This window comes from Herbidospora yilanensis (genome assembly GCF_001570565.1).
GTDB lineage: Bacteria > Actinomycetota > Actinomycetes > Streptosporangiales > Streptosporangiaceae > Herbidospora > Herbidospora yilanensis.
The window spans coordinates 127,850-154,050 of record NZ_BBXE01000017.1; the positions used below are offsets into that span (position 1 = coordinate 127,850).

Annotated in this window: 12 protein-coding genes; 3 read left to right on the forward strand and 9 right to left on the reverse strand. The window is 73.1% G+C overall.

Annotated features, from left to right (window positions below; genetic code table 11):
* Positions 1–6: 6 nt before the first annotated feature.
* From AW273_RS10350 to AW273_RS10385, 9 genes are all read right to left on the reverse strand, one after another.
* Positions 7–9,363: a non-ribosomal peptide synthetase gene (locus AW273_RS10350; RefSeq protein ID WP_062347635.1), complete on the reverse strand. Its 9,357-nt coding sequence runs from the start codon at positions 9,361–9,363 to the stop codon at positions 7–9.
* Position 9,364: 1 nt separating this feature from the next.
* Positions 9,365–12,385 (reverse strand): non-ribosomal peptide synthetase, encoded by a 3,021-nt coding sequence (locus tag AW273_RS10355; RefSeq protein ID WP_062347637.1) that lies wholly within the window; start codon positions 12,383–12,385, stop codon positions 9,365–9,367.
* Positions 12,382–13,605 carry an MFS transporter gene (locus AW273_RS10360; RefSeq protein WP_062347639.1) on the reverse strand — a complete coding sequence of 408 codons (1,224 nt, stop codon included), beginning with the start codon at positions 13,603–13,605 and terminating at the stop codon, positions 12,382–12,384. Before AW273_RS10360 ends, AW273_RS10355 begins: the two co-directional genes overlap by 4 nt.
* Entirely contained in the window at positions 13,605–14,039 is a 435-nt protein-coding gene (locus AW273_RS10365) for a YybH family protein (RefSeq protein WP_062347641.1), read from the reverse strand. Before AW273_RS10365 ends, AW273_RS10360 begins: the two co-directional genes overlap by 1 nt.
* Positions 14,036–15,514, reverse strand: coding sequence for an NAD(P)/FAD-dependent oxidoreductase (locus AW273_RS10370; RefSeq protein ID WP_062347643.1), 1,479 nt, complete (start codon positions 15,512–15,514; stop codon positions 14,036–14,038). The genes AW273_RS10365 and AW273_RS10370 overlap by 4 nt, the downstream gene beginning before the upstream one ends.
* Before the next feature lie 47 nt (positions 15,515–15,561).
* Positions 15,562–19,626: a type I polyketide synthase gene (locus AW273_RS10375; protein ID WP_083949656.1), complete on the reverse strand. Its 4,065-nt coding sequence runs from the start codon at positions 19,624–19,626 to the stop codon at positions 15,562–15,564.
* A 144-nt stretch (positions 19,627–19,770) separates the two neighbouring features.
* Complete coding sequence (locus AW273_RS37125) at positions 19,771–19,971, reverse strand: hypothetical protein (RefSeq protein WP_157555678.1); 201 nt, start codon at positions 19,969–19,971, stop codon at positions 19,771–19,773.
* 719 nt (positions 19,972–20,690) lie between these two features.
* Positions 20,691–22,331 carry a 2-succinyl-5-enolpyruvyl-6-hydroxy-3-cyclohexene-1-carboxylic-acid synthase gene (gene menD / locus AW273_RS10380; protein ID WP_062347647.1) on the reverse strand — a complete coding sequence of 547 codons (1,641 nt, stop codon included), beginning with the start codon at positions 22,329–22,331 and terminating at the stop codon, positions 20,691–20,693.
* A complete protein-coding gene (locus AW273_RS10385) occupies positions 22,328–23,242 on the reverse strand; it encodes an o-succinylbenzoate synthase (RefSeq protein WP_083949676.1) in 915 nt (304 codons plus the stop codon). The genes menD and AW273_RS10385 overlap by 4 nt, the downstream gene beginning before the upstream one ends.
* Positions 23,243–23,293: 51 nt before the next feature.
* Between AW273_RS10385 and AW273_RS10390 the strand changes: the two genes are divergently transcribed.
* The 3 genes from AW273_RS10390 to AW273_RS10400 all read left to right on the forward strand — a co-directional run bounded on the left by AW273_RS10390 (position 23,294) and on the right by AW273_RS10400 (position 26,142).
* Positions 23,294–24,400: an AMP-binding protein gene (locus tag AW273_RS10390; RefSeq protein WP_062347651.1), complete on the forward strand. Its 1,107-nt coding sequence runs from the start codon at positions 23,294–23,296 to the stop codon at positions 24,398–24,400.
* 47 nt (positions 24,401–24,447) lie between these two features.
* A complete protein-coding gene (locus AW273_RS10395) occupies positions 24,448–24,747 on the forward strand; it encodes a hypothetical protein (protein ID WP_062347653.1) in 300 nt (99 codons plus the stop codon).
* A 156-nt stretch (positions 24,748–24,903) separates the two neighbouring features.
* Positions 24,904–26,142 carry an RNA polymerase sigma factor gene (locus tag AW273_RS10400; RefSeq protein WP_062347655.1) on the forward strand — a complete coding sequence of 413 codons (1,239 nt, stop codon included), beginning with the start codon at positions 24,904–24,906 and terminating at the stop codon, positions 26,140–26,142.
* The last annotated feature ends 59 nt before the right edge of the window (positions 26,143–26,201 follow it).

Genomic DNA, 26,201 nt, shown 5'->3' on the forward strand with positions numbered 1-26,201 from the left:
CGGGTGTCATGACTGGTCACGCAGGCGGAGACGGCGCTCGCCGAGCGAGGGCCGCCGCCGGGGCTCACCGGCCGGGGCCGGGACGGGCGTCTCACGGGGCTCGCCGCCGAGCAGCTCGGCCAGCGCGCGGAGCGTGGGACGGCGGAAGAATTCGAGCATCGGCACGTCGTGACCGAGGCCCGCGTGGATGCGCTGCCGGACCACGGGCAGCAGCAGCGAGTGGCCGCCCAGGTCGAAGAAGTTGTCGTCGGCGCCGACCCGGGCCACCTGGAGGGTCTCCCGCCAGATCGCGGCCAGCCGCGCCTCCACGCCGTCGCCGGGGGCGGCGTAGGGAACGTCGGCGGCCCGGATGACGTCGGGCGCGGGCAGCGCGCGGCGGTCGACCTTGCCGTTCGGGGTGAGCGGCAGGGCGGGCAGGGTGATGATCGCGGCGGGGACCATGTGGTCGGGCAGCCGCTCGGCCAGGAAGGTCCGCAGGTCGCGCTCGGCGGGGACGTCTCCGACGACGTAGGCGGCCAGGTAGTCCCGTTCGGCGACGGTCACCGTGGCCTGGCGCACGCCGGGGAAGGCCAGCAGGGTCGACTCGATCTCGCCGAGCTCGATCCGGAACCCGCGCAGTTTGACCTGGTCGTCGTAGCGGCCGAGGAACTCCAGCGTCCCGTCGGGCCGTCTGCGCACCCGGTCGCCGGTCCGGTAGAGGCGTTCCCCGGAGCCGGACGGGTCGGGCACGAACCGCTCACCCGTGAGGCCGGGCCGGTCCCGGTAGCCCCGGGCGACCCCCACGCCCCCGATGAGGAGCTCTCCCGGTACGCCGACCGGCACCTCCTGGAGGTTCGCGTCCAGGACGTGCAGCCTGATGTTGGCGATGGGGGCGCCGATCGGGACGGTCTCGTCGCCCGGCCGGCAGGCCCAGTAACTGACGTCGACGGCGGCCTCGGTGGGGCCGTACAGGTTGTGCAGGCCCGCGTCGAGCCGGGCGAAGAAGCGGTCGGCGAGGTCGGGCGGAAGCGCCTGGCCGCTGCAGACGACCCGCCTGAGCGAACGGCAGTCCTCGACGCCTTCCTGGTCGAGGAAGACGTGCAGCATCGGGGGCACGAAGTGGAGAGTGGTCACCTCCGCCTCGATGATGAGCTCTCGCAGGTACGCCGGGTCCTTGTGGCCCCCGGGCCGGGCCAGGACCATCCTGGCGCCGGTCATGAGCGGCCAGAAGAACTCCCACACCGACACGTCGAAGCTCATCGGGGTCTTCTGGAGCACGCGGTCGGTGGCGTCGAGGCCGTACTCCTCCTGCATCCACAGCAGCCGGTTGCGGATGGCGGCGTGGGAGTTCATCGCGCCCTTGGGCCGGCCCGTCGACCCGGAGGTGTAGATCAGGTAGGCCAGGTCGTCCGGGCGGACGCCGGTGACGGGTGCGTCCGGGGCGGCCTCCGTCAGCCCGGTGGCGGTCTCCGGGTCGTCGAGCACGAGCAGCGAGGAGTGCGCGGGCAGGCGGGCGGCCAGCTCGCGTGTGGTGACGGTCACGGCGGGCGCCGCGTCCTCGATCATGTACGCCAGGCGCTGGAGCGGGTAGCCGGGGTCGAGCGGCACGTACGCGCCCCCGGCCTTGAGCGCCGCGAGGAGGGTCACCGGCAGGTCGAGCCCCCGGTCGAGACAGACCCCGACCAGGCCGCCGACTCCGACGCCGCGTGTTCTCAGGAGGTTCGCCAGCCGGTTGGCCCGCTCCTCCATCTCGGCGTAGGTCAGCGTTCCGTCGTCGGCCGACAGCGCCACGGCCGCCGGAGTGCTGCGCGCCTGGGCGGTGACCAGCTCGTGCAGGAGCTCGGGGCCCGGGTAGACGCGATCGGTGGCGTTCCAGCGCGCGAGCTGGTCGCGTTCGGCCGCGGTGAGCAGCGGCAGCCGGGACACGGGCAGGTCCGGGTCGGCGGTCACGGCCTCCAGGACCTGCCGGTAGTGGCCCATGAGCCGCTCGATCGTGGCCGGGTCGAACAGGTCGGTGCTGTACTCCACGACGGCGGCGAGCCCGTCGGGGGTCTCCTCCATCGACACGGTCAGGTCGAACTTGCTCGCCGTCGTCCGCGCCGGAAGCGGCCGGGTCGCCAGGCCGTCGAATTCCGGCCGTTCCGCCGGGGTGTTCTGGAGGGCGAACAGGACCTGGAACAGTGGGCTGCGGCCGGGGTCGCGGGCCCCGCCGACCGCCTCGACCAGCCGCTCGAACGGCAGGTCCTGGTGGGTGTAGGCGTCCAGGGCCGCCTGCCGGGTGCGGGCCAGCAGCTCGCGGAACGCCGGGTCGCCCGACAGGTCGCCGCGCAGCACGATCGTGTTGACGAAGAAGCCGACGAGGTCGTCCAGTTCGGGGCGGCCCCGACCGGCCACGGGTGTGCCGACGCTGATGTCGTCCTGGCCGCTGTGGCGGGCGAGCACCGCCTGGAAGGCGGCCAGGAGCGTCATGAAGAGGGTGGTGCCCTCCGCGCGGCCGAGCCGTCGCAGCCCTTCGAGCAGGTCGCCGGGCATGGTGACGGTGAGGCCGGCACCCCGGTGGCTGGTCACCGCCGGTCTGGGCCGGTCCGTGGGAAGTTCCAGCTGGGCCGCGCCCGCGAGCCGGTCGCGCCAGTAGCCGAGATGCGGGGCGAGCGTCTCGTCGGTGAACCGGTCGTGCTGCCAGGCGGCGTAGTCGCCGTACTGGATCCGCAGGGCGGGGAGGTCCGGCGCCTGGCCGCGTGAGGCGGCGTTGTAGCAGGCGCTCAGCTCGCGGTGGAGGACGCCGAGCGACCAGCCGTCGGCGACACTGTGGTGCGCGGTGACGACCAGGACGTGTTCGCGGTCGTCCAGGCGGATGAGGAGCGCCCGCACGAGCGGTCCCCGCGTCAGGTCGAAGGGGCGCCCGGTCTCGGTGTCGACCACCTCGTGCAGCCGGTCGGCCGACCCGGTCAGGTCGTGTACGGGCAACTCGATCTCCAGGCCGGGGACGGCGACCTGCCATGGCCGTCCGCCGTCGTGCTCGAACCGGGACCGGAGCACCTCGTGCCGTCCGGCCACCGCCGTGACGGCCTGCCGGAGGGCGGTGACCTCCAGCGGCCCGTCCAGGCGCAGGATCAGCGGCACGTTGTAGACGGCCAGGTCGCCCTGGAGCTGGTCGAGGAACCACAGCCGGTGCTGCGCGAACGACAGCGGCAGCCGCTCCCGGTCGGCGACGGGCGTGATCGGCGTCGGGTCTTCGGCGTCCGGCCCGCCCAGCGCGCGCCGGACGTGCCGGGCCAGCGCCGCCACGGTCGGCGACTGGAACACCGCCCGTACGGGGATCTGGACGCCGAAGGCGGCGTGGATCCGGGCGACCAGCCGCGTCACGGCCAGGGAGTTGCCGCCCGACAGGAAGAAGTCGTCCCCCGGCCGCCCGAGAACGGTGGCGTAGACCCCGGCGAGCAGCTCCTCCACCTGGTCGGCGGGCGGACGGTGGCCGTGCTCGTCCCGGCCGGGGTCGGGCAGGGCCCGCAGGTCGACCTTCCCGTTGGGGGTGAGCGGCAGGACGGGGAGCGTGATGATCGCAGCCGGGACCATGTAGCCCGGCAGCCGGGCCGCCAGCTCGGCCCGCAGTTCGTCGGCCGGGGCCTCTCCGGCCACGTAGGCGGCCAGGAACCGGTCCTCGACGAGCGTGACCACGGCCTGGCGCACCCCCGGACGGGCGAGCAGGGCCGCCTCGATCTCGCCGGGTTCGATGCGGTGGCCACGGAGTTTGATCTGGTCGTCCAGACGGCCGAGGAACTCCAGCGTCCCGTCGGCCCGCCACTTGACCCGGTCGCCCGTGCGGTACAGCCGCCCGCCGGAGCCGGACGGGTCGGGCACGAACCGGTCGGCGGTCAGTCCGGGACGGCGCCAGTAGCCGCGCGCCAGCCCTTCGCCGCCGACGAACAGCTCGCCCGCGACCCCGATCGGGACCGGCTGGAGGCCCTCGTCGAGCACCTCCACCCGCGTACCGGAGATCGGAGCGCCCATCGACGGCGGGACCGCCGACTCCACCGGCGGCACCGCCCCTGAGGTGGTCACCACCGAGAACTCCGTCGGCCCGTAGTTGTTGACCAGCGTGAACGGCAGATCCGGTGAGGGGTGGTGGTGCAGCGCCGACCCGCCGGTCAGCAGCGCCCTCAAGGGAGTCGTGGCCGGCCAGTCGGGGCGGATCACCTCTTCCGCCAGCACCGTCGGCAGGAAGACCACGCTCACCCGCCGGTCCACCAGCCAGTCGCGCATCCGCTCGGGCGAGGTGCGAACGTCCTCGGGCGGCAGGTGCACACACGCGCCCGCCGCCAGGTTCGGCCACAGTTCCCAGGCCGCCGCGTCGAACCCGAGCCCGGCCACCATCGCGCCCCGGTCGGCCGCCGACACCTCGAAGGCCGCGCGATGCCACCGCACCAGGTTCACGATCCCCCGATGCGGCACCGCCACCCCCTTCGGCTGTCCGGTCGACCCCGAGGTGTAGATCACGTAGGCCAGGTCGTCGCGGCTCACCCGCACCAGCGGCGCGTCCCGCCGTTCGGCTTCGACCAGCGGATCGTCCAGCACCAGCAGGGGCGCCCCCGCCGGCAGCCGACCGGCCAGTTCCCGCACCGTGACGACCACGACCGGTTCCGCGTCCTCGACCAGGTAGGCCAGCCGGGCCTGCGGCAGGTCCGGATCGAGGGGCACGTAGCCGCCGCCCGCCTTGAGGACGGCGAGCTGGGCCACGGGCAGGTGCAGGTCACGCGGCAGGCAGACGGCGACGAGCCGGCCGGTGGTCACGCCCCGGGCGGCCAGCACTCCGGCCAGGCGGTCGGCCCGCCGGTCGAGCTCGCCGTAGGTCAGCGATCCCGTCTCCGCCGAGACCGCCGTCGCCGAAGGGGTGGCGCGCGCTTGAGCCGCGACCAGCTCGTGCAGCAGACGGGGTCCGTCGTCGATCGTGGCGGTGGCGTTCCAGCCCGCCACCCGTTCGCGGTCGGCCTCGGTGCGCAGCGGCAGCCGGAAGACCGGTGCGTCCGGGTCGGCGGCCACCGCCGCGAGGAGATGCTCGTAGCCCGCCATCAGCCGCCGGACGGTGGCCGGGTCGAACAGGTCGCTGCTGTACTCGACCAGGCCGCGCAGGCCCTCGCCGGTCTCCTCCAGGGAGAGCGACAGGTCGAACTTGCTCGCCGTGGTCCTCGGCTGGAGCCGCCGGGTGGTCAGCCCGTCGAAGGCCGGGTCGTGCGCGGGGGTGTTCTGCAGCGCGAACATCACCTGGAAGAGAGGGCTCCGGGCCGGATCACGGGGACCGGCCAGGGTCTCGACCAGCCGCTCGAACGGCAGGTCCTGATTCGTGTACGCGTCCAGGGCGGTCCGCCGGGTGCGGTCGAGCACCTCGCGGAACGTCGGGTCGCCCGACAGGTCGGCCCGCATGACCAGGGTGTTGACGAAGAAGCCGACGAGGTCGTCCAGCTCCGGGCGGCCGCGCCCGGCCACGACCGTGCCGACGCTGACGTCGCGCTGCCCGGCGTGGCGGGCCAGCAGCACGTGGAAGGCGGCCAGCAGGGTCATGAACAGGGTCGCGGACTGTCCCTGTCCCAGCCGCCGCAGCCGGTCGGCGAGGTCGGCGGGCAGCGTCACGTCGAGGGTGGCGCCCCGGTTGGTGGCCACCGGCGGGCGGGGCCGGTCGGTGGGCAGCTCCAGGGGGACGGCGCCGGTGAGGGCCTGTCGCCAGTGGTCGAGCTGCGGGGCCAGGACCTCGTCGGTGAGCCGCGCCCGCTGCCAGACCGCGAAGTCGGCATACTGCACCGGCAGCGCCGGGAGGTCGGCGGCGTGCCCCGCGTTGTAGAAGGCGGCCAGCTCCCGGTGCAGGACGGCCAGCGACCAGCCGTCGGCGACGCTGTGGTGGGCCGTGACCGCGAGCACGTGGTCCGTGGCGCCGAGCCGGATGAGCAGAGCCCGGACCAGCGGCCCGCCGGCCAGGTCGAACGGCCGCTGGACCTCCTCGTCGAGGAGGGCCTCCGCCGCCTCGGGGGACGCCGCGGCCCGTACCGGAAGAGGAATTTCGGCGTCGGGGAGGACGGTCTGCCAGGGCTCGCCGTCGACGGTGGTGAAACGCGTGCGCAGCACCTCGTGGCGGGTGGCCACCGACCGCAATGCCTCCTGGAGGGCGGCGACGTCGAGTGGGCCCGACAGGCGCAGCGCCAGGGGGACGTTGTAGACGGCCAGGTCGTCCTGGAGCCGGTCGAGGAACCACAGGCGCTGCTGGGCGAACGACAGCGGCATCAGTTCGGTCCGGGGCGCCGGGATGACGGGGTCGGCGCCGGTCTCGGCGGAGTCCCTGATCAGGGCGGCCAGGCCCGCGACGGTCGGCGACCGGAACACCGCGCGGACCGGCAGCTCCACGCCGAGGGCGTCCTGGACCCGGGCGACCAGCCGCGTCACCGTGAGGGAGTTGCCGCCGGACAGGAAGAAGTCGTCGTCGGCGCCGACCCCGGGCAGCCCCAGGACCCCGGCGAAGACGCCGGCGAGGGCCTCCTCGACCGGGCCGTCCGGCGCCCGGTAGCCGGTCCCGTCGTGGACGGGGTCGGGCAGCGCCCGCTTGTCGATCTTGCCGTTGGGGGTGAGCGGCCAGGCGGCCACGACGACCACCGCCGAGGGCACCAGGTAGCCGGGCAGCCGTTCGGCCAGGGCCTCGCGCAGTGCGGGCCCGGCGATCTCCGTGCCGGTCACGTAGCCGACCAGCTGGTCTTCACCCGAGGCGGCCCGGCGGACCATCGCCACCGCGCCGTCGACCCCGGGCAGCTCGCGCAGGCGCGTCTCGACCTCGCCGAGCTCGATCCGGAACCCGCGCAGTTTGACCTGGTCGTCGTGGCGGCCGAGGAACTCCAGCGTCCCGTCCGGCAACCAGCGGACCCGGTCGCCGGTCCGGTAAACGCGGGTGCCGGAGCCGAACGGGTCGGGGAGGAAGCGTTCGGCCGTCAGCCCGGGGCGGGCCCAGTAGCCCCGGGCCAGGCCGGGGCCGCCGACGAACAGTTCGCCGGGCACGCCGACCGGGACCGGCGCGAACCCCTCGTCCAGCACGTAGACGTGGGTCCCGCCGATGGGGACGCCGATCGGCACCGAGGCGCCGGTCACCTCGGTGACGTGGTGACACGAGGTGAACGTGGTGGTCTCGGTCGGGCCGTAGCCGTTGACGACGGCGCAGCCGGGCAGCGCCTCGATCGCGCGCCGCACGTGGGGCGGCGACAGCGCCTCGCCACCGGCCAGGAGCTGGCGGAGCGGGCGCAGGTCGCCGAGGCGTTCCTCGACCATGCGGTGGAACAGCCCCGCCGACAGCCACAACGTGGTGACGCCCTCGTCCGCGACCACCGCGCCGATCTCGGTGAGCGACGGGTGTGTGCCGGGGAAGAGCGCGAGCCGGGCGCCGTTGGCCAGGGCGCCCCAGATCTCCAGCGTGGAGGCGTCGAAGGCGAGTGGCGCGAGGTGCAGGAACACCTCGTCGGCGGTGAGCCGGGCGAAGGTCGCCTCCTTGACCAGGCGGACGACGCCCCGGTGGGTGGTCGCCACGCCCTTGGGGCGGCCCGTCGAACCCGAGGTGTAGATCAGGTAGGCGAGGTCGTCCGGCCGGACGGCCACGGCGGGCGGGGCGTCGTCGGCCGTGGCGAACGCGTCGGACAACACCACGCCGGGATGGTCCGGCAGGCGGTCGGCGAGCTCGGCGGTGGTCACGATCACGGCGGGCGCCGCGTCCTCGACCATGAAGGCCAGGCGGGGCCGGGGATAGGCGGGGTCCAGGGGCAGGTAGGCGGCCCCGGCCTTGAGGATGCCCAGCAGGACCGCCGGCAGCTCCAGGTCTCTCGGCAGGCAGACGCCGACGACCTGCTCGGCGCCGACCCCCCGGGCCGCCAGCAGGCCGGCCACCTGGTCGGCCCGCCGTTCCAGTTCCGCGTACGTCAACGTCCGGCCCGCGCAGGAGATCGCGACGGCCGAAGGTGTGGTCCGGGCCTGTTCGGCGACCAGTTCGTGCACCGTCTGGAACCCCGCGTGGGCCGACGGTGTCACGTTCCATCCGGTGAGCACGAGCTCGCGTTCGCCGCCGGGCCAGTAGTCCAGGCCGGTGACGTGGGCGGCGGGGTCGGCCACGATGGCGGCCAGCATCCCGGACAGGTGGCGGCCGAGCCGTTCGGCGGTCGGCCCGTCGATGCGGGTCTCGTCGTGCAGCAGTTTGAACGCCAGGCGGTCGCCGTCGTCGTGGGCGACGATCGTCAGCGGATAGTTGGTCCACTCCCGGACGCGCACGCCGGACACGGCGAGCCCGCGCCCGGCCCGGGTCGTCTCGCGCGGCTGGTTCTCGAAGACGAGCAGGCTCTCGAACAGCGGCGAACCGGCGGCGGCCCCGCTCCAGGCGGCGACGTCGACGAGCGAGGCGTGCGCGAACGGACGGGCCCGGTTCTGGGCCGTCTGGAGCTCGGCCAGCCAGTCGGCACACCGGGCGTCCCGCACGCGGGCGCGTACCGGGACCGTGTTGATCATCGGGCCGACCATGGTCTCGACGCCGGGGATCTCGGCCGGCCGGAGGGCCAGCGTGGCGCCGAACACCACGTCGCGTTCGCCGCTGTAGCGGCTGAGCAGCAGCGCCCAGGCGCCCTGGGTGAGGGTGTTCACGGTGAGGCGGTGGTCGCGGGCGTACCGCCGGAGGGCGGCGGTCTGCTCGCTGGTCAGGGCGAGGTGGTGTTCGGCGAATTCGGGTGCTTCCCCGGTGGCGGGGCGGTCCACGCCCAGGGGCGTGGGGCGGTCGAGCCCGGCCAGTTCGTGCCGCCAGAAGCGTTCGGCGGCGGCGGTGTCGCGCTCGCCCAGCCAGGCGATGTAGTCGCGGAACGGCGGAGGGGTGGCCTGGGGGCGCTCCGCCTCGTAGACGTCCAGGACCTCGCGCAGGACCAGCGGCATCGACCAGCCGTCGAGCAGCAGGTGGTGGAAGCTCCACACGAGCCGGTGGTCGGCCGCGCCGAGCCGGACCACGGTGATCCGCGTCAGCGGGGCGCGGTCGAGCCGGAAGCGTTCGGCTCTGTCGGCGTCGAGGAGTTCGGCCAGCCGCCGCTCCGGGTCGGCCTCCCCGCGCAGGTCGACCTCCCGCCAGGGCGGGTCGGCGTCCTTGAACACCACCTGTACGGGCTGTTCGAGCCCGTCGGACAGGAAGGCGGTCCGCAGGATCGGATGGCGGGCGAGCACCTCCGCCCAGGCCCGGCGGAACCTCACGGGGTCGAGCGGCCCGGTGATCTCACAGGTCACCTGGACGCCGTAGACGTCCTGGTCGGGTGAGCGGAGTTCGTGCAGCAGCATTCCGGCCTGCAGGGGGGAGAGCCCGTACAGGTCGTCGATGTGGTCCCTGTTCATGTCACGACCGTCCGTGGTTCAGAAGGGAGGCCAGCACGCCGGCGTCGCGCCGGCTGAGCCGGGCCAGCGGGAATTCGGCGGCCTCCGCCGGTTCGCCGGCCAGTTCGGTGTAGGCGCGCAGCCGGGCCACGAAGGTGTCCGAGAGCCGCCGCACCGTGGATTCGCGCAGGCTGTCCTCGCTGTAGGCCCAGCAGAAGCGGAGCCGTCCCCGGCTGACGTAGCCGTCCACCTCCAGCAGGTGGGGGCGGCGCTGCCGGGGGCTCCGGTCGTTCTCGCCCGACTCCCGCAGGAGGGTGAAGAGCGTGGAGAAGGAGGCGTCGAACTGGCCGAGGTAGTTGAAGGCGACCTCGGGATGGGGCGCGTCGGCGAGGTGCCCGCCCAGGTGGCGCAGCACCCCGAAGCCGACACCTCGGCGGGGCAGGCGGCGCAGCTGCTCCCGGACGTGGCTCAGTTCGTCGAGGTCGTCGCGGGAGGGCCCGAGGCCGAGCAGCACCGGGAACACCGAGGTGAACCAGCCGACGGTACGGGAGACGTCGACCCCCGGGGCGAGCGGCTCGCGGCCGTGGCCTTCGAGGTTGAGGAAGAGCGACCCCGATCCCGTCCAGTCGCGGAACGCCTGGGCGAAGGCGGTCAGCAGGACGTCGTTCACCTCGGTCCGGAACGTCGGGGAGGCCTTGGTGAGCAGGTCGCGGGTCTGCCGTTCGTCGAGCCCGTCCCAGTGGCGGCGCAGCTTCGCGACGGTGGCGTCCCGGCCGGGCAGGTCGAAGGGCAGCGCGGGCGGCGTCTGCGGCACCTGGTCGTGCCAGTGGCCGAGCTCGCCGGTCAGCGCGGGGGCGTGCTCGGCCAGGTGCCGCGACCACGTCTGGAACGACATCGTCTTGGCGGGCAGCCGCACCGGTTCGCCGCTCCGCAGTTGCGCGCAGGCCGTCTCCAGGTCCTCGATCAGCACCCGCCACGACACCCCGTCGACGACGAGGTGGTGCACCACCAGCAGCAGGACGCCGTCGGCGAACAGCACGGCCCGCACGAGCGGCGCCTCGGCCAGGTCGAGACCGGCCTGGGCCGCGGCGACGACCCCCTCGTCACACGGGGTGCCGGGCAGTCGCAGGACGACCCGCGCCGGTTCGGCCGCGTGTTCCTGCCGCCACCGCGACCCGTCGCGGACGAACCGCAGGCGCAGCGCGTCGTGGTGGCCGACGACCTGGTTGATCGCCTCTTCGAGGACCTCGGGCGCGACGGGTTCGCGCAGCTCCAGCAGGAAGGTCTGGTTGAAGTGGTGGGGATCGGCCGGTTCCTGGCCGAACCACCATCGCTGGACCGGCGTCAGCGGCACCTCCCCTTCGGGCCGGGGTTGGTCGGCGGCGTCCGGGCCGGCGTCCGGGAGCCGGGGCTCCAGGGCCCGGGCCAGCCGGGCGATCGTCGGGTGGTCGAAGGGGTCGCGGGGGTCGACGGCGAGGCCCGCCCGGCGGGCCCGCGCCACGATCTGCAGGCTCACGATGGAGTCGCCGCCGAGCGCGAAGAAGTCGTCGTCGACGCCGACGCGCGGCAGCCCGAGCAGCGCCGCGTAGATGTCGGCGAGAATCCGCTCCGCCGGGCCGGACGGGGCCCGGTAGCCGCTCTCGTCCGGTCCGGTGCCGGGCAGGGCGTCCTTGTCGATCTTGCCGTTGGGGGTCAGCGGCCAGGTGGCCAGCACGACCACGGCCGAGGGCACCATGTAGCCGGGCAGCCGCCCGGCCAGGGCCGTCCGAAGCGCGGGAGCCGACACCTGCGTGCCGGTCACGTAGCCGACGAGCCGGTCGCCGTTGCGGAGCACGACGACGGCGTCCTCGACCCCGGGCTCCTCACGAAGGGCCGCCTCGATCTCGCCGGGTTCGATGCGGTAGCCGCGCAGCTTGATCTGGTCGTCCAGACGGCCGAGGTACTCCAGCGTCCCGTCGGCCCGCCGGCGGACCCGGTCGCCGGTGCGGTACAGCCGCCCGCCGGAACCGGACGGGTCGGGCACGAACCGGTCGGCCGTCAGTCCGGGGCGGCGCCAGTAGCCACGCGCCAGTCCTTCACCGCCGACGAACAGCTCCCCGGTCGAGGCGGGCTGGAAGTCTTCGTCGAGCACCTCCACCCGCGTACCGGTGATCGGAAGACCCAGCGACGGCGGGACCGCCGACTCCACGGCGGGCACCGTCCCGGACGTGGTCACGACCGAGTATTCGGTCGGCCCGTAGTTGTTGACCAGCGTGAACGGCAGCCCCGGGGAAGGGTGGTGGTGCAGCGCCGCGCCGCCGGTCAGCAGCACCCTCAAAGGAGTCCATACCGGCCAGTCGAGCCGGATCGCCCGTTCGGCCAGCGGGGTCGGCAGGAACGCCACGGTCACCCGCTGGTCCACCAGCCAGTCGCGCATCAGCTCGGCCGAGGGCCGCGCCTCCTCCGGCGGCAGGCAGACACACGCGCCCGCCACCAGGTTCGCCCACAGCTCCCACGCCGCCGCGTCGAACCCGAGCCCGGCCACCATCGCGCCCCGGTCGGCCGCCGACACCTCGAAGGCCGCGCGATGCCACCGCGCCAGGTTCACGATCCCCCGATGGGGAACCGCGACCCCCTTCGGCTTGCCCGTCGACCCGGAGGTGTAGATCACGTACGCGAGGTCGTCGGGACCGACCGGCGCGATCTCCCGAACGGGCGTGTCAGCCAAGGCGAGCGGTGCCGTGATGACCGTCGCGGGTTCCGCGTCCGCGATCAGGGAGTCGATCCGTCCCGGCGGCAGATCGGGGTCCAGGGGCAGGTAGGCGGCCCCGGCTTTCAGCACGCCGAGCAGCGTCGCGGGGAGGTCGAGCCCGCGCGGCAGGCACACCGCCACCACGTCGCCGCGCCCGACCCCCCGCGCCGCGAGCGATCCGGCGAGCCGGTCGGCCCGGTGGTCCAGCTCGGCGTAGGTCAGCGACCCCGCCTCGGTGGAGACGGCGGTCGCCGAGGGCGTGGCGCGGGCCTGGGCGGCGACCAGTTCGTGCAGGACGAAGGGATCGGTCATGATCCGGCCTCCGGACGCGAGATGGGTTCGGGGAACGCGGCGGTCACCCGGGTCAGCAGGAGCGCGCACGCGGTGGCCGCCACGGCGGCCGTCAGGAAGACGGGCGCGGGGCCGCCGGTCTCCAGCAGCACGCCCGCGCACAGGTACCCGGCCGCGCCCGTCAGAAGGTTGCCGGTCACGAGCGCCGTCATGACCGGCGTGCGCAGCGCCTCGGGCGGGCGCAGGGTGATGACGCTGATGTACGCGGTGTTGAGCACCGGCACGCACACGCCGCTGACGACCAGCAGCGCCCCGACCGCGACGGCGGGCAGCGGCGCGGTCAGCGCCCACAGCGGCACGGCGGCCAGCCACGCGGCGTACCCGCCGAGCCGGAGCGGCGGCATCCGGGTCGCCAGCCGGTAGGCCAGCACCGTCCCCGCCACCGACCCGCCGCCCCACGCGGCGTAGAGCGCGCCCAGGATCGCCGGGTCGTCGCCGAACCTGCCGCGGTTGATCACCGGCAGCGTGGCGATCAGGACGGGGAACAGGAAGCCGTACAGGAGGGTGGCGCCGCCCAGCCGGGCCAGGAGCGGATCGCCGGTCAGGCCCCTGAGCCCGGCGAACACCCCCGGCCCGCCATCCCCGGCGCCGCCGCCGCGACGGCGGGGCAGGACGCCGAGCAGGAGGAAGGAGACGACGTAGGAGCCGGCGTCGATCCAGAGCACGGCGACCGGGCCGAGGGCGGCGATCAGGGTGCCCGCCAGGGCGGGCCCGGCGAAGGCGGCCAGCCGGGTGCCGCCCTCGACGAGGCTGTTGGCCCGCAGGACGTCGGCCTCCTCGGGGAAGACCTCCGGCAGGACCGACCGCTGGCAGGCGAGATAGGGCGCGTTGACGGCGCCCACCCCGGCCACCAGCGCGAGCAGCAGCGGGAAGTTCAGCGCGCCGAGGGTGTGCAGGAGCGGGATCAGGCCGATCAGCACGGCCCGGCCGGCGTCGGCCAGCCGCATGGTGGTCCTGATCCCGAGGCGGGCGGCCACCATCGCGCTCGGCAGCCCGAGGAACGCGACCGGCAGCAGCTCGGCGGCGAAGACGGCCGCCATCCGGAGCGGCGAGCCGGTGGTGCTCAGCGCGAACCACGGCAGCGCGACGAAGCTCAGCTGGGTGCCGAACCCGGACAGCGTCTCGGCCGCCACCAGCCCGGACAGGATTCTGCGCGGGCGGGTGGCCGGGGCGGCGGACATCAGTGGCTGTGGTCGTGCACGACGCGCCAGCGGCCGTCCGCCCGCACGAGGATGAGGGAGGAGACGGCGGTGGCCGGGACCCGCGCGTCGCCGCCGGTGATGGTGGCGACGGCCACGGTGTGCACCACGTCGGGCGCGACCAGGTCGGTGTGGACCTCTTCGTAGGTGAGCACCGGGCGGTCGAAGCCGGGCTTGAACATCGGGGCGTCCGCGTAGAACGCGGCGATGCGCGAGGTGCCGCGCAGCACCACGGTGCTCCGGTCCAGGACGCTGCCCTCCCCCGGCTCGTAGATGACCATGGTGGTCTCCTCCGAGGGGTGGTAGGCGGCCATGTAGGCGTCGTAGTCGCCGTCGTTGTAGGCGCGGGCCACCTCGCCGAGCAGGGCCCTGATCTCGCCGCGGACCTCGTCGGAGCCGGCGACCGGGTAGCTCATCGCTCCACCGCCGCGGCCTGCTCGCCCACGCGGACGAGGGCGAGGTGGGGGGTGGTCCGCACGTAGAAGCCGTTCAGGGCGGTCTCCTCCGACAGGGCGTACTCGTTGGGCGCGACCAGGGGCTTGACCTCGTCGAGGACCTGCCGCCGCTCGTCCTCGGGCAGCGTGGCCAGCCAGGCGTCGTCGCGGCCGGAGTCCTTGGCGAAGTAGACGTCGATGAGGCGGCGCATCTCGGAGAAGACCAGCGCGCTGGCGCCGCTGTCGGCGTCGCCGAGGTCCTCCAGCCCGGACACCACGTTCCAGAACGCCTTGATGACCTCGCCGTCCCCGACGTCCTCGCGGGACATCTCGTGGGCCTCCCAGAACAACGACTTCTTGCCCCGGTAGTTCAGGTAGAGCGAGGAGACGAGGACCAGGAAGCGGATGTACGCGGTCTGGTAGGCGCCCCGGTAGTACTCCGCGACCTCCTGCTCGGCGAGTTCGCCGCGCAGGATGCTGGAGACCCCGGCCGAGGCCAGGGTGGCGCTGAAGGTGGCCAGGTGGACGCCGGTGGACAGCAGCGGGTCGAGGAAGCTGGCCGCGTCGCCCGCGATGAAGTAGCCCGGGCCGGCCGACTCCTCGCAGATGTAGGAGAAGTCCTGTTCGACCTGGATGGGCCGCACGCGGGTGCCGTGTTCGATCAGGTCGGAGACCAGGGGCGATTCGGCGAGCGCGTCGGCGTACACCTGCTCGATGGTGCGGCCCCCGTCGCGGCGGGCCTGGAAGCTCTGCTTGTGGGCGACCACGCCGACGCTGAGGGTGCCGTCGTGCAGCGGGATGGCCCACAACCAGCCGTCGGTGACGGCGGCGACCTGGATCGCGCCGGGCGGGCCGGACTTCGGCTGCTTGGTGCCGGTCCAGTAGCTGTAGGCGGCGATGTTGCGGAAGCCCTCGTTGTAGCGGCGGCCTCCGAGGTACTTGGTGGCCATCAGCCCGGCGCGTCCGGAGGCGTCGATGAGGTAGTCGAAGGAGATCTCGCCGGTCCGGGTGGCGTCGCGGGTGTCGGTCCACCGTACCGAGGTCGCCCGGCCGTCGGTGAAGAGCACCTCGGCGGCCCGGACGTTCTGGCGCACGTCGACGCCCTGGGTCTCGGCGTGCTGGATCAGCAGGTGGTCGAACTCGGAGCGGATGACCTGGAAGCCGTAGCCCTGGTCCGGCTCGGCGGGGTCGCCGAAGTTGATCTCGAAGGTGTCCTCGCCCCATTCGAGGTAGCCGCCCCACTTCTTCACGAAGCCGTGCGCTTCGGCCTTCTCGCGGGCGCCGATGAGGTCCAGGACGTTGAGGATCGAGGGCAGCAGCGACTCGCCGATGTGCTCGCGGGGGTGCTGGTCGCGTTCGAGCAGGATGACCTGGAAGCCTTCCCTGGCCAGCAGCGTCGCGGCGGTCGATCCCGCCGGTCCGCCGCCCACGACGAGGACATGCGTGTGCTCATTCATGTGTGTCTCCTGAAATGGAGGAAGGAGGAACTGGCCGGACGCCGAGGTCACGGCCGGGGCAGGAACCCGGTTTCGATGAAGTGGCGCAGGTACCTGCGGAGCAGGTCGCCGCCGATCGGCGGGCACTGCACGCCGCCGCCCGCCAGAGCTGACACGGTCGCGTGGCAGCTGAACACCGCGGGGTCGGTCTCCGGCGTACGGGAGAACTGGTGCGCCAGCGGGAAGAGGGCGTTGCCGTCCTCCTCGCGCAGGGCGTCGAGCCTGGTCAGCCAGTCGTCGTAGCTGACGGTGTCGAGGCGGTAGCCGAGCTCGCGGGCGGTGGCGAACACCTCTCGCCAGGGGGTGGCGTGCGCGGCGATCAGGTGGAAGGCCCGGCCGGTGCTGGCGGGGTCGCGGGCGAGGTCGACGATGGCGGCGCTGACGTAGTCGGCGGGGGCGCCGACGATGCCGGTCTCGATGTCGGGAGCCACGCCCAGTTGCACGCAGCCCTTGAGCATCCGCCAGACCGCGTCGTCGGGGCGGGACGCGGCCGACGACGTGTCACCGGTCACCGCGCCGGGCCGGTGGATCGTGACCGGGACGCCCCGCTCACGCGCGGCCACGACGAGCTGTTCGGCGGCCCACTTGCTCTGCGCGTATCCGGTGGGCAGCGTGGCGGCCGACACCTGGACGGTGTCCTCGCCGATGTCGCCCCCGCGGTCGGTGGCGAAGACGGCGGTGGTCGAGACGTGGTGCACCGGCTTGAGCCGGCCCCGCACGGCCAGCCGCAGCACCTCCTGGGTGCCCAGGACGTTGACCTCGCGCAGCAGCGCGTAGGGGGTGGTGAAGTGGACCGTCGCGCCGCAGTGGTAGACGGCGTCGACCTCGTCGGCGAGCCGGTCGAAGTCCTCCTCCGCCATCCCCAGCAGGGGTCGTCCCAGGTCACCGGGCACGGCCACGACCCGCCCCGGGTGCTCGCCGAGGACGTCGGCGAGCCGCCGATCGGCCTCCTGCCGGGTGGCGGCCCGGACCAGGCAGTGCACCCGCAGATCGGTCCGGGCCAGCAGGGCGCCGAGGAGCCGCCCGCCCAGATACCCGGTGACCCCGGTCAGCAGCACGGCGCCGCGCGGCTCCCCCGCCGGGGCGGCGGGCGGCACGATGGCCGGGTCGAGCACGACGTCGGCGTCGATCAGGTCGTCGGGGCGCGGTTCGGTCCTGCCGCCCTGGACGACGGTGGCGAACTCGGTGAGGGTGGAGGCGCGCAGGAGGTCCTTGACGAGCAGGGTGACCCCGAATTCGCGGTTGACCAGGGAGAGCATCCGGGTGGCGGACAACGAGTCGCCGCCGAGCCGGAAGAAGTCGTCCTCGGCCGTCAGATCGGGGATGCCGAACAGGCTCCGCCACATCGCCAGCAGCCGGTCCGGGACGTCGCCCTTCGCGGCGGGGACCTCCTCGGCGGGCGGTGCCGGGCTCTCCTCCGGGAGGGAGTCGGGCCAGTAGCGGCGGCGCTCGAACGGATAGGCCGGGAGTGGCACCTTGGCGTGGTCGCGGCCCGCGTCGAAGGCGGCCCAGTCGACGTCCACGCCGCCGGACCACACGGTGCCGAGCGCCTCCAGGACGGCGACGGTGTCGTCCTCCCCCGACCGCAGCGACGGCGCGGTGAGCGGCGGTCCGCCCGCCGTGTCGTGGCCCTGGACCAGGGACGACAGCGTCCAGCCCGGCCCCAGTTCCACGAACAGGCGGGCGGGGTCGGTCAGCAGGGTGCGGACGCCGTCGGAGAAGCGGACCGTGCCGCGCAGGTGGGCGGTCCAGTAGTCGGGGTCGGTGGCCTCCTCGGGGGTGAGCCACGTGCCGGACAGGTTGGAGACGACCGGGAGCTGCGGGGCGTGCAACTGGCGCGAGCCGACGAAGGCGCGGAACTCCTCCAGGATCGGGTCGACCGCTGCGGAGTGGGCGGCGATCCCGATGTGGACCCGGCGGCAGCCGGTGCCCTCCTGCGTCAGCCGCCGTTCCAGCGCGTCGATCGCCGCGACCTCGCCCGAGACGACGCAGGAGCGGGGGCCGTTGACCGCCGCGACCGACAGGCCGGGCCCGAGCAGCCGGGGCAGGTCGGCCTCCGGCAGTGTCACGCTGAGCATCGCGCCCGGCCCGAGGCGGCCGAACAGCCGGCCGCGCAGGGCGATCAGCGCCAGGGCGTCCTCCAGGGAGAACACCCCGGCCAGGCAGGCGGCGGTGTACTGGCCGAGGCTGTGCCCGATCAGCGCCTGTGGCCGCACGCCCCAGTGGTTCCACAGCTGGGCCAGGGCGTACTGGAGGGTGAACAGGGCGGCCGGCATGGTCGTGATCCCGCTCACGTCGGCCTCGCGCAGGTCGGCGCCCAGGTGCGGGGTGAGCAGGACGGAGCACCGGTCGACGGCCTCGCGGAAGACGGGCTCCCGGGCGTAGAGACCGGCCCCCATCTCCCGTCGCTGCGCGCCGCCGCCGGGGAACATGAACACCACCGGGCGGTTCTCGATCGCCTCCCGGCCCGCCGGGCCGCCCGCCCGCAGCGTGGTCGCGGCGTCGGCCGGGTCGGCGCTGACCAGGGCGCGCCGGTGCGCGAAGGCCCGCCGTCCGGCGCGCAGGGTGTGGGCGACGTCGGCCAGCGCCTGGTCCGAATCGGCGAGGTGGCGGGCGAGAGCGTCACCGGCGCGGCGCAGCCCTGTCTCCGTGCGGGCCGACAACACCAGCAGCTGGGGCCCTTCCGAGGGCGGATCGGCCCGCACGGGCCGCGGGGCCTCCTCCAGCACCACGTGGGCGTTGGTGCCGCCGATGCCGAACGAGCTGACCCCGGCCCGCCGCAGCCCGTCGTGCTCCCAGTCGCGCGACTCCGCGTTGACGTAGAACGGCGTGCCGTCGAGGGAGATCTCCGGGTTGAGCGTCTCGAAGTGGAGGGAGGCGGGCAGCCGCCGGTGCCACAGCGCCAGGACCGTCTTGATCAGGCCCGCGATCCCGGCCGCGGCGTCGAGATGGCCGATGTTGGTCTTCACCGAGCCGAGGCCGCAGCGGGTCCCGGTCGCCCCGAACGCCTCGGCCAGGGCGGCGACCTCGATCGGGTCGCCCAGCCGGGTGCCGGTCCCGTGAGCCTCGACGTAGCCGATCGTCTCGGGCTTCACCCCGGCCACCAGGTGGGCCGCCCTGATGGCGGCGGCCTGCCCCTTCACGCTCGGCGCGGTGAAGCCGGCCTTGTCCCGGCCGTCGTTGTTGACGGCGCTGCCCTTGACGACGGCGTACACGGTGTCGCCCGCGTCGAACGCGTCCTCCAGCCGCTTCAGCACGACGATGCCGACCCCGTCGCCGCCGACCGTCCCGGCGCCCCGGGCGTCGAAGGCGCGGGTGTGCCCGTCGGGCGACAACACCCCGCCCTCCACCGGCAGATAACCCGCCCGCTGCGGCACGCTCACCGCCACGCCTCCGGCCAGCGCGACGTCACAGTCACCGCCGAGAAGGCTCTGCGCGGCCAGGTGCACCGCGACGAGCGAGGTCGAGCACCCGGTCTGCACCGTGAAACTCGGCCCTTCCAACCCCAGCTTGTACGACACCCGAGTCGCCAGGAAGTCCCTGTTGACGCCCAGGTTGAGCTGGAAGTCGCCGACCGTGGCCAGCTCCGGATCGGCCTTCAGCAGATCGGCGTAGGCGTTGAGCCCGGCCCCGGCGAACACGCCGACCCGTGCCTTCCCGGCGCCGGGGACGTGCCCCGCGTGTTCGAGCGCCTCCCACGCGCACTCCAGGAAGACCCGCTGCTGCGGATCGATGATCTGCGCCTCGCGGGGATAGACGCCGAAGAACTCCGCGTCGAACAGGTCGGCGTCGGCGAGCACCCCGCGTCGCCGGACGTACCTCGGATCCGCGCGTACCTCTTTCGGTACGCCCGACTCGGCCAGGGCCTCGTCGGAGAAGGTGGACAGCGATTCGCGTCCGCCGTCGATGTTGCGCCAGAACTCGTCGACGTCGCGGGCACCGGGAAATCGTCCTGCCATTCCCACGACAGCGATGTCGGTGTCCGCGATGTCAGATAATTCCGCCATGCTGGCATCCCCCCATTGGCCGTACCCCCGTAGGGCCCAGGTGCCGGTCGTTCTCGCGACCGACATGTGTGATCATGAACGAGACGACTTGTGGCCTACTTGTGGCTGACTAGTGCCTCAGTCGTACATGGTGTGAGCTGCCCGTATGCATTCCCGACGGCCCGGCCTCGCGCTCGCCCCCCGGCGACCCGGAATGCCGGCGGTGCTCTGTCAGCCGCCCAGATCGATCAGCCCGATGACGTTCGGTTTGACGGCGTAGTCGAAGGCGTCGTCGACACCCATGACGTACTTCCCGGCCGGGGCGTCGATCCAGACCTTCTCGCCCCATGAGGTCAGGCGCGTCTGCGCCGCCCCCGTGGTCAGCGCGGTCATCATGGCGAAAGCCGCGGCCGGCGCGATTAATCGTCTCATTCTCCGACACCCCGTTTGTTGTGAATTCCCGGCAACCATGTCCCATTCGAGAGGGGTTATCAAGCGGCTCACGACAAAGTGGTCCATTGAGCGCGAGAAGCGAAAAGATGCAGCTCAGAGGCGCCACGACACCCCCGGACCATTTCGAGGGGTGTTTTGTGTATTTTTACCCAGTGTCACTTGCGGTCCGGAGAATGCCGATCAAGAATTCCCGGTCCGTCACACGGGTCTTCTCACGGTCTTCTCGGGGCGGGCCCGCGCGGATAAACCGATTTCTGGGTGTAGTCGGGTCGGAACCTGGTGATGGATCTGGAGGACGCGCTGCCGAGCGCGCTATCTGATCCGGGACCGGGACGGGAAGTTCCCGGCGCTCATGGACGAGGTCCTGGCCGATGCCGGCATCCGCATGCCGCGCATGAACGCGGTCATGGAGCGGTGGGTGAACGCCATCTGCGGCACGCCCCGCATGAGTAGGAGGAGTTCTGCAACCGGCATCGGGCCCATCAAGCCCTGGATCAGGCAGCTCCGCTACGCGCCGTCCCGGATCCCATCACCGAAACGTACGCCGACGGGACCGGCTCGGTGGAATCCTTCACGAATACTCGCGTGTCGCTTGGACTGCACGAACGGAGTTTTCGGCTGGCACACTGGCTTCACGAACCGACCATGGACACCCTTCGTCATGCCCGCAGCCGATCACCGGATCTCACATCGACGATCTAGCCGATCGCCGCCCTGACGGCGTCGCGCATCGCCACGTGGACCGCCGCGTTGGCGTCGCGGTCGGTGCGGGCCTCGACCAGGCGGGGCCCCTCGCCGCGGATCGCCTTGGCCAGGTCGTCGGGGTCGCTGACGACGCTGTAGGGCGTGCCCGTCGCCGCCGCGAGGTATCCGAGGTCGACGCCGTGGGGCGTGCCGAAGATCCGCTCGAACGAACCGCCGAGCGACGACTGCGGCAGCAGCGAGAAGATCCCGCCGCCGTCGTTGTTGACCACCACGACGCACAGGTCGGGCCGGGGCTCCCGGGGCCCGATGACCAGCCCGTTGTGGTCGTGGAGGAAGGACAGGTCGCCCATCAGGGCGTAGGCGCGGCCGTGGTGGGCCAGCGCCGCCCCGGCCGCCGTCGACACCAGCCCGTCGATCCCGGACGCCCCCCGGTTGGCCATCAGCCGCACCCCGCGCCGGGGCCGCATGGCCTGGTCGAGGTCGCGGATCGGCATCGAGGAGCCGCAGAACAGCAGCGACCCGTTCGGGATGATCGCGGCCAGGTCGCGGGCCAGCCGGGGCTCGCTCAGGCCGCCCGCGTCGAGCACGTCGTCGACGGCGTGGCGGGCCGCCATCTCGGCCCGCCGCCAGGCGTTCAGCCACTGGTCGCCGCCGGGCGCCACGGGGATCTCCACCGCCTGCGCCACCTGGGTGGCCGATCGGGTCGGGTCGGGCCAGCGGGTCAGGTCGCGGGCGACCACGACGTGTTCCTGAGCCCGCTTCAGCCAGGCCAGCAGGGGCCGCGACAGGCCGGGGCGGCCGAGGGTGACCACCACGTCGGGCTGGTGGGCCTCGGCGAAGCCGGGGGCGCCGAGCAGGAAGTGGTAGGTCGAGATCGCCGTGTCGCCGTAGCGGCCGCCGCCGTTGGGCTCCGACAACACCGGCCAGCCCGCCATCCCGGCCGCCGCGACGTAGCGCCGCACGTTGGTCGCGCCGTCGCCGACCACCAGGACCCCGCGCCGGGTCGCCGGGATGTGCAGCGCCGACGACGGCGGGGCCACCCTGGCCCGCACCCACGGCCCGTTCGCGTCGAGCGTCTCGGGCCAGTCGTCGTTCCCGTCGGGTACAAGCGGCTCCCGGAACGCCACGTTGAGGTGCACCGGGCCGGGATCGCCCGGACCCTCGGCCCGCTGGTGGGCGCGGCAGGCCAGCGACCGCCAGTAGGCCACCTGCCCCGGCCGCTCCTCGGGCACCCCGATCTCGGCGAACCACCGCACGGCCGAGCCGAACAGCTTCACCTGGTCGATCGTCTGGTTGGCGCCGGTCCCGCGCAACTCCGGCGGCCGGTCGGCGGTGAGCAGCAGCAGCGGCACCCCGGCCTCGCTCGCCTCGATCACGGCGGGATGCAGGTTCGCGGCGGCCGTGCCGGACGTGGTGACGACGGCGACCGGCTTCTCCAGGCGCCGGGCCAGCCCGAGCGCGAGGAACCCGGCCGAGCGTTCGTCGGTGCGCACGTGGAGCCGGATCCGGGGGTCGTCGTGGAGCGCCAGCGCCAGGGGCGCCGACCGGGACCCGGGTGCGACCACCGCCTCGGTGACCCCGCACCGCGCCAGTTCGTCGGCGAGTACGGTCGCCAGCGCGGTAGCCGGATTCACGCGGCGGCCCCCTCCATCCGCCGAATCCACTCCGGCGACTCGATCTCGAAACGCGCCAGGGCGTCTTCGTCCACCTCGGGACGCCGCACGCGCAGGACCCCCTGCTCCTCGGCCAGCGGATCGGCCACGACATCCCCGGCCAGAAGCGACATGGTCCCGAGTCCGCAAGCGTACGGCAATTCCGGCAGCGCGGCGGCCAGCGCGAGCCCCGCCGCCAGGCCCACCGAGGTCTCCACGGCCGACGACACGACGGCCGGCAGGCCGCACGCCTCCACCACCCGCAGGGCGTTGGCGACCCCGCCGAGCGGCTGCACCTTCACGACCGCGATGTCGGCCGCCTCGGCCGCCCTGACCTTCAGCGGGTCCTCGGCCTTGCGGATCGACTCGTCGGCGGCGATCGGCACGTCGACCCGCCGCCGGACCCGGGCCAGCTCGCCGAGGGTCGCGCACGGCTGCTCGACGTACTCCAGGGTGAACCGGTCGAGTTCCTTGATCGCGCGGACGGCGTCGTCGGCGTCCCAGCCGCCGTTGGCGTCGACCCGGACCCGCCCGCCCGGCCCGAGCGCGTCGCGCACCGCCTCGACCCGGGCCAGGTCGTCGGCGAGGGTCTGGCCCGCCTCGGCGACCTTGACCTTGGCCGTCGCGCAGCCCGAGGCGCGCACCATCGCGGCGGCCCGCTCCGGCCCGACCGCCGGCACGGTCGTGTTCACCGGCACCACCTCGCGCACCGCCGCCGGCCAGCCCTCGAACGCGGCCTCCCGCGCGCACGCCAGCCACCGGGCGCACTCGGCCGGGCCGTATTCGGGGAAGGGGGAGAACTCCCCCCACCCGTGGGGGCCCCTGATCAGGATGCCCTCCCGTGCGGTCTGCCCCCGGAACCGGACCACCATGGGAATCCGGAATACCCGCAGCTCCACGCCGCCCTCCCCGCTCTCCGGCACCGGCCCGGCTACCCTGACCAGGTGGTCGATCGTCCGGTGCACGCCCTCATCCTGCCGCCAGGTCCCGCCCTCGCCGAGGCGGTGGCCGCCGCGCTCGACGGCGGCGGCCCGGCGATCCTGCCGGTCGCGCCATCGTTGCCCGACCGGGCGGTCAGGGCGCTGTTCGACACGCTGCGGCCGACCCATGTCACCACACCCGGCGGCACGAGCGTGCTCCCGGGGGGCGTGCCGGCCGAAGACGACACCGCCGTGATCATCGCCACATCGGGGTCCACCGGCGTCCCGAAGGGGATCGAGCTCTCGGCGCGGGCGCTGCTGGCCTCGGCGCGGGCCTCGCTCGACCGGATCGGCGCCGGGCCCGGCGACCGGTGGTTGTGCTGCCTGCCGCCCTCCCACGTGTCGGGGCTCCAGGTCATCACGCGGGCCTTGTTGTGCGGCACCGACCCGATCGTCCACGAGTCCTTCGACCCGGAGAAGGTCATGGCCGCCGGGGCCGACCACGTCTCGCTGGTGCCGACCCAGCTCCGCAGGCTGCCCGACGTGTCGGCGTTCACCACGATCCTGCTGGGCGGCGCCCCGGCGACCGCCGACCTGAAGGCCCGCCATGCGCGGATCTTCCACACCTACGGCATGACCGAGACCTGCGGCGGCTGCGTGTACGACGGCCGCCCCCTTGACAATGTAGATCTCAAACTCGACGCGGAGGGCCGGGTCATGATCGCCGGCCCGATGCTCATGAACGGCCACCGCCTCGGCCCCCGCCTGAGCGGCCCGTGGTTCACCACGAGCGACCTCGGCGAGATCGACGACGGCGAGCTGCGGATCCTGGGCCGGGCCGACGACGTGATCAACACCGGGGGCCAGAAGGTCGTCGCGGGGGTCGTCCAGAACGTGCTGGCCACCCATCCCAAGGTCCGGGAGGTCGTGGTGGTCGGCCGCCCCGACCCGGAGTGGGGGCAGATCGTGGTGGCCGTCGTGGCGGGCGAGGCGACGCTGGAGGAGCTGCGCGGCCATGCCAAATCGGAACTGCCCGCCTATGCCGCGCCTAAGGCGTTGGTCCAGGTCACGGCGCTTCCTCTGCTCCCCAACGGCAAACCCGATATGGTCGCCATACGGAACCAAGTATGACAATCATCCGTCATACGATCAGGTAGCCCGACGAAAGGAAGCAGACCATGATCCCGACCCCGAGGATGCTGATCTCCGCAGGGATCGTCGGTGTCATCGTCGTCGGTGGCGTGGCCGTGGCGGCCACCGCGTCGGCCGGGCGCATCGAATTCGAGCAGCAGCGTTTGCTCAAGACCGTCGGGGGCACTGCGGAGGAGACCGTGCCCACCCCGGAGCCCGTCCCGTCCAACGTCGTGGTCAGGGAGCTGGAGACCGACCCCGAAGAGGTCGGCGGCTACTGGACCCCCGAGAACCTGGAGCAGGCCGAGCCCATGCCGATCCCCCGCGTCGAGGTCACCCTCAACTGACCAGACCGCCCATTTCCCTGCGGTCTAGGTAACACGGGAACAAATATCCGGCGTTGGCGTTCTTACTAAGGCAGCCGAGTTGGCGCGTGGTCGCCCGGGCGTGCCTGAAGCCATCGACGACGAATCTTTGATCTCCGCGAAGGAGGAGGTGTCCTCATGCCCCGAACCGCCGTGGCGACTGCCTCGCCCGCGCGTGAGGCTGTTCCGACGACTCTCGACCAGCTCCTGGAGCGGGGCCGCAAGCAGGGCCGCCTTTCCCTGTCAGAACTGCGCGAGGCGTTCGTGGACGCCGGGGTGAGCGCGACGAAGGCCCGCGGGATCCTGCGCGGCCTCACCGAGGCCGGGGTGAGCCTCGCCGAAACCACCGAAGACACTACGAAGGTTACGACCCCTGTCAAGGACGACGAGGAGATCGCCGACGCCGAGATCGAGGCCGAGGCCGCCGGCGTGGTCGACCTCGACGACACCTCGTCGGCGATGGGCGACTCCGTCCACACCTACCTGAAGTCGATCGGCCGCCGCACCCTGCTCACCGCCGCCCAGGAGGTCGAGCTGGCCCGCCGCATCGAGGCCGGCCTGTACGCCGAGTACAAGCTCGACCTGGCCGAGGAGAGCGGCGAGCGGCTGTCGGCCGTCGAGCGCGAGGACCTCGAATGGGTCATCGAGGACGGCCGCCGCGCCAAGGACCACATGCTGGAGGCCAACCTCCGCCTGGTGGTCTCGGTGGCCAAGAAGTACACCGACCGCGGCATGGCCCTGCTCGACGTGGTGCAGGAGGGCAACCTCGGCCTGATCAGGGCCGTGGAGAAGTTCGACTACACCAAGGGCTTCAAGTTCTCCACCTACGCCATGTGGTGGATCCGGCAGGCCATACAGCGCGGCTTCGCCGACTCCGCCCGGACGATCCGGCTCCCGGTCCACGTGCTGGAGATGCTCTCCAAGCTCTCCCGCGTGGAGCGTGACATGCACCAGCGCCTCGGCCGGGAACCCACGCCGGAGGAACTGGCGGTGGAGCTCGACAGGACGCCCGACCAGATCGAGGAACTGCTGCGCACCAGCCGCCAGCCGATCAGCCTCGACAGCACCATCGGCGAGGACGGCGAGACCCGGATCGGCGACCTCATCGAGGACGTCGACTCCCTGGAGGCCTCCGAGGTGGTCGACCGGCAACTGCTGGCCGAGCAGCTCAAGGGCGTGCTGAACAACCTGTCGCCGCGGGAGGCCAAGATCATGGCCCTGCGTTTCGGCCTGGCCGACGGCAAGCCCCACACGCTCGACGAGATCGGCAAGCACCTGGGCCTGACCCGCGAGCGCATCCGCCAACTGGAGAAGGAGTCCCTCTCCAAGCTCCGCCACCCCAGCAACGCCCGCCCGCTCCTCGACTGGGCGAGCTAGCAGAACCTCCCGGTACGGGGTCTGGCTCCCGACCCGCACCGTCCCTCGGCCGGCCCGGC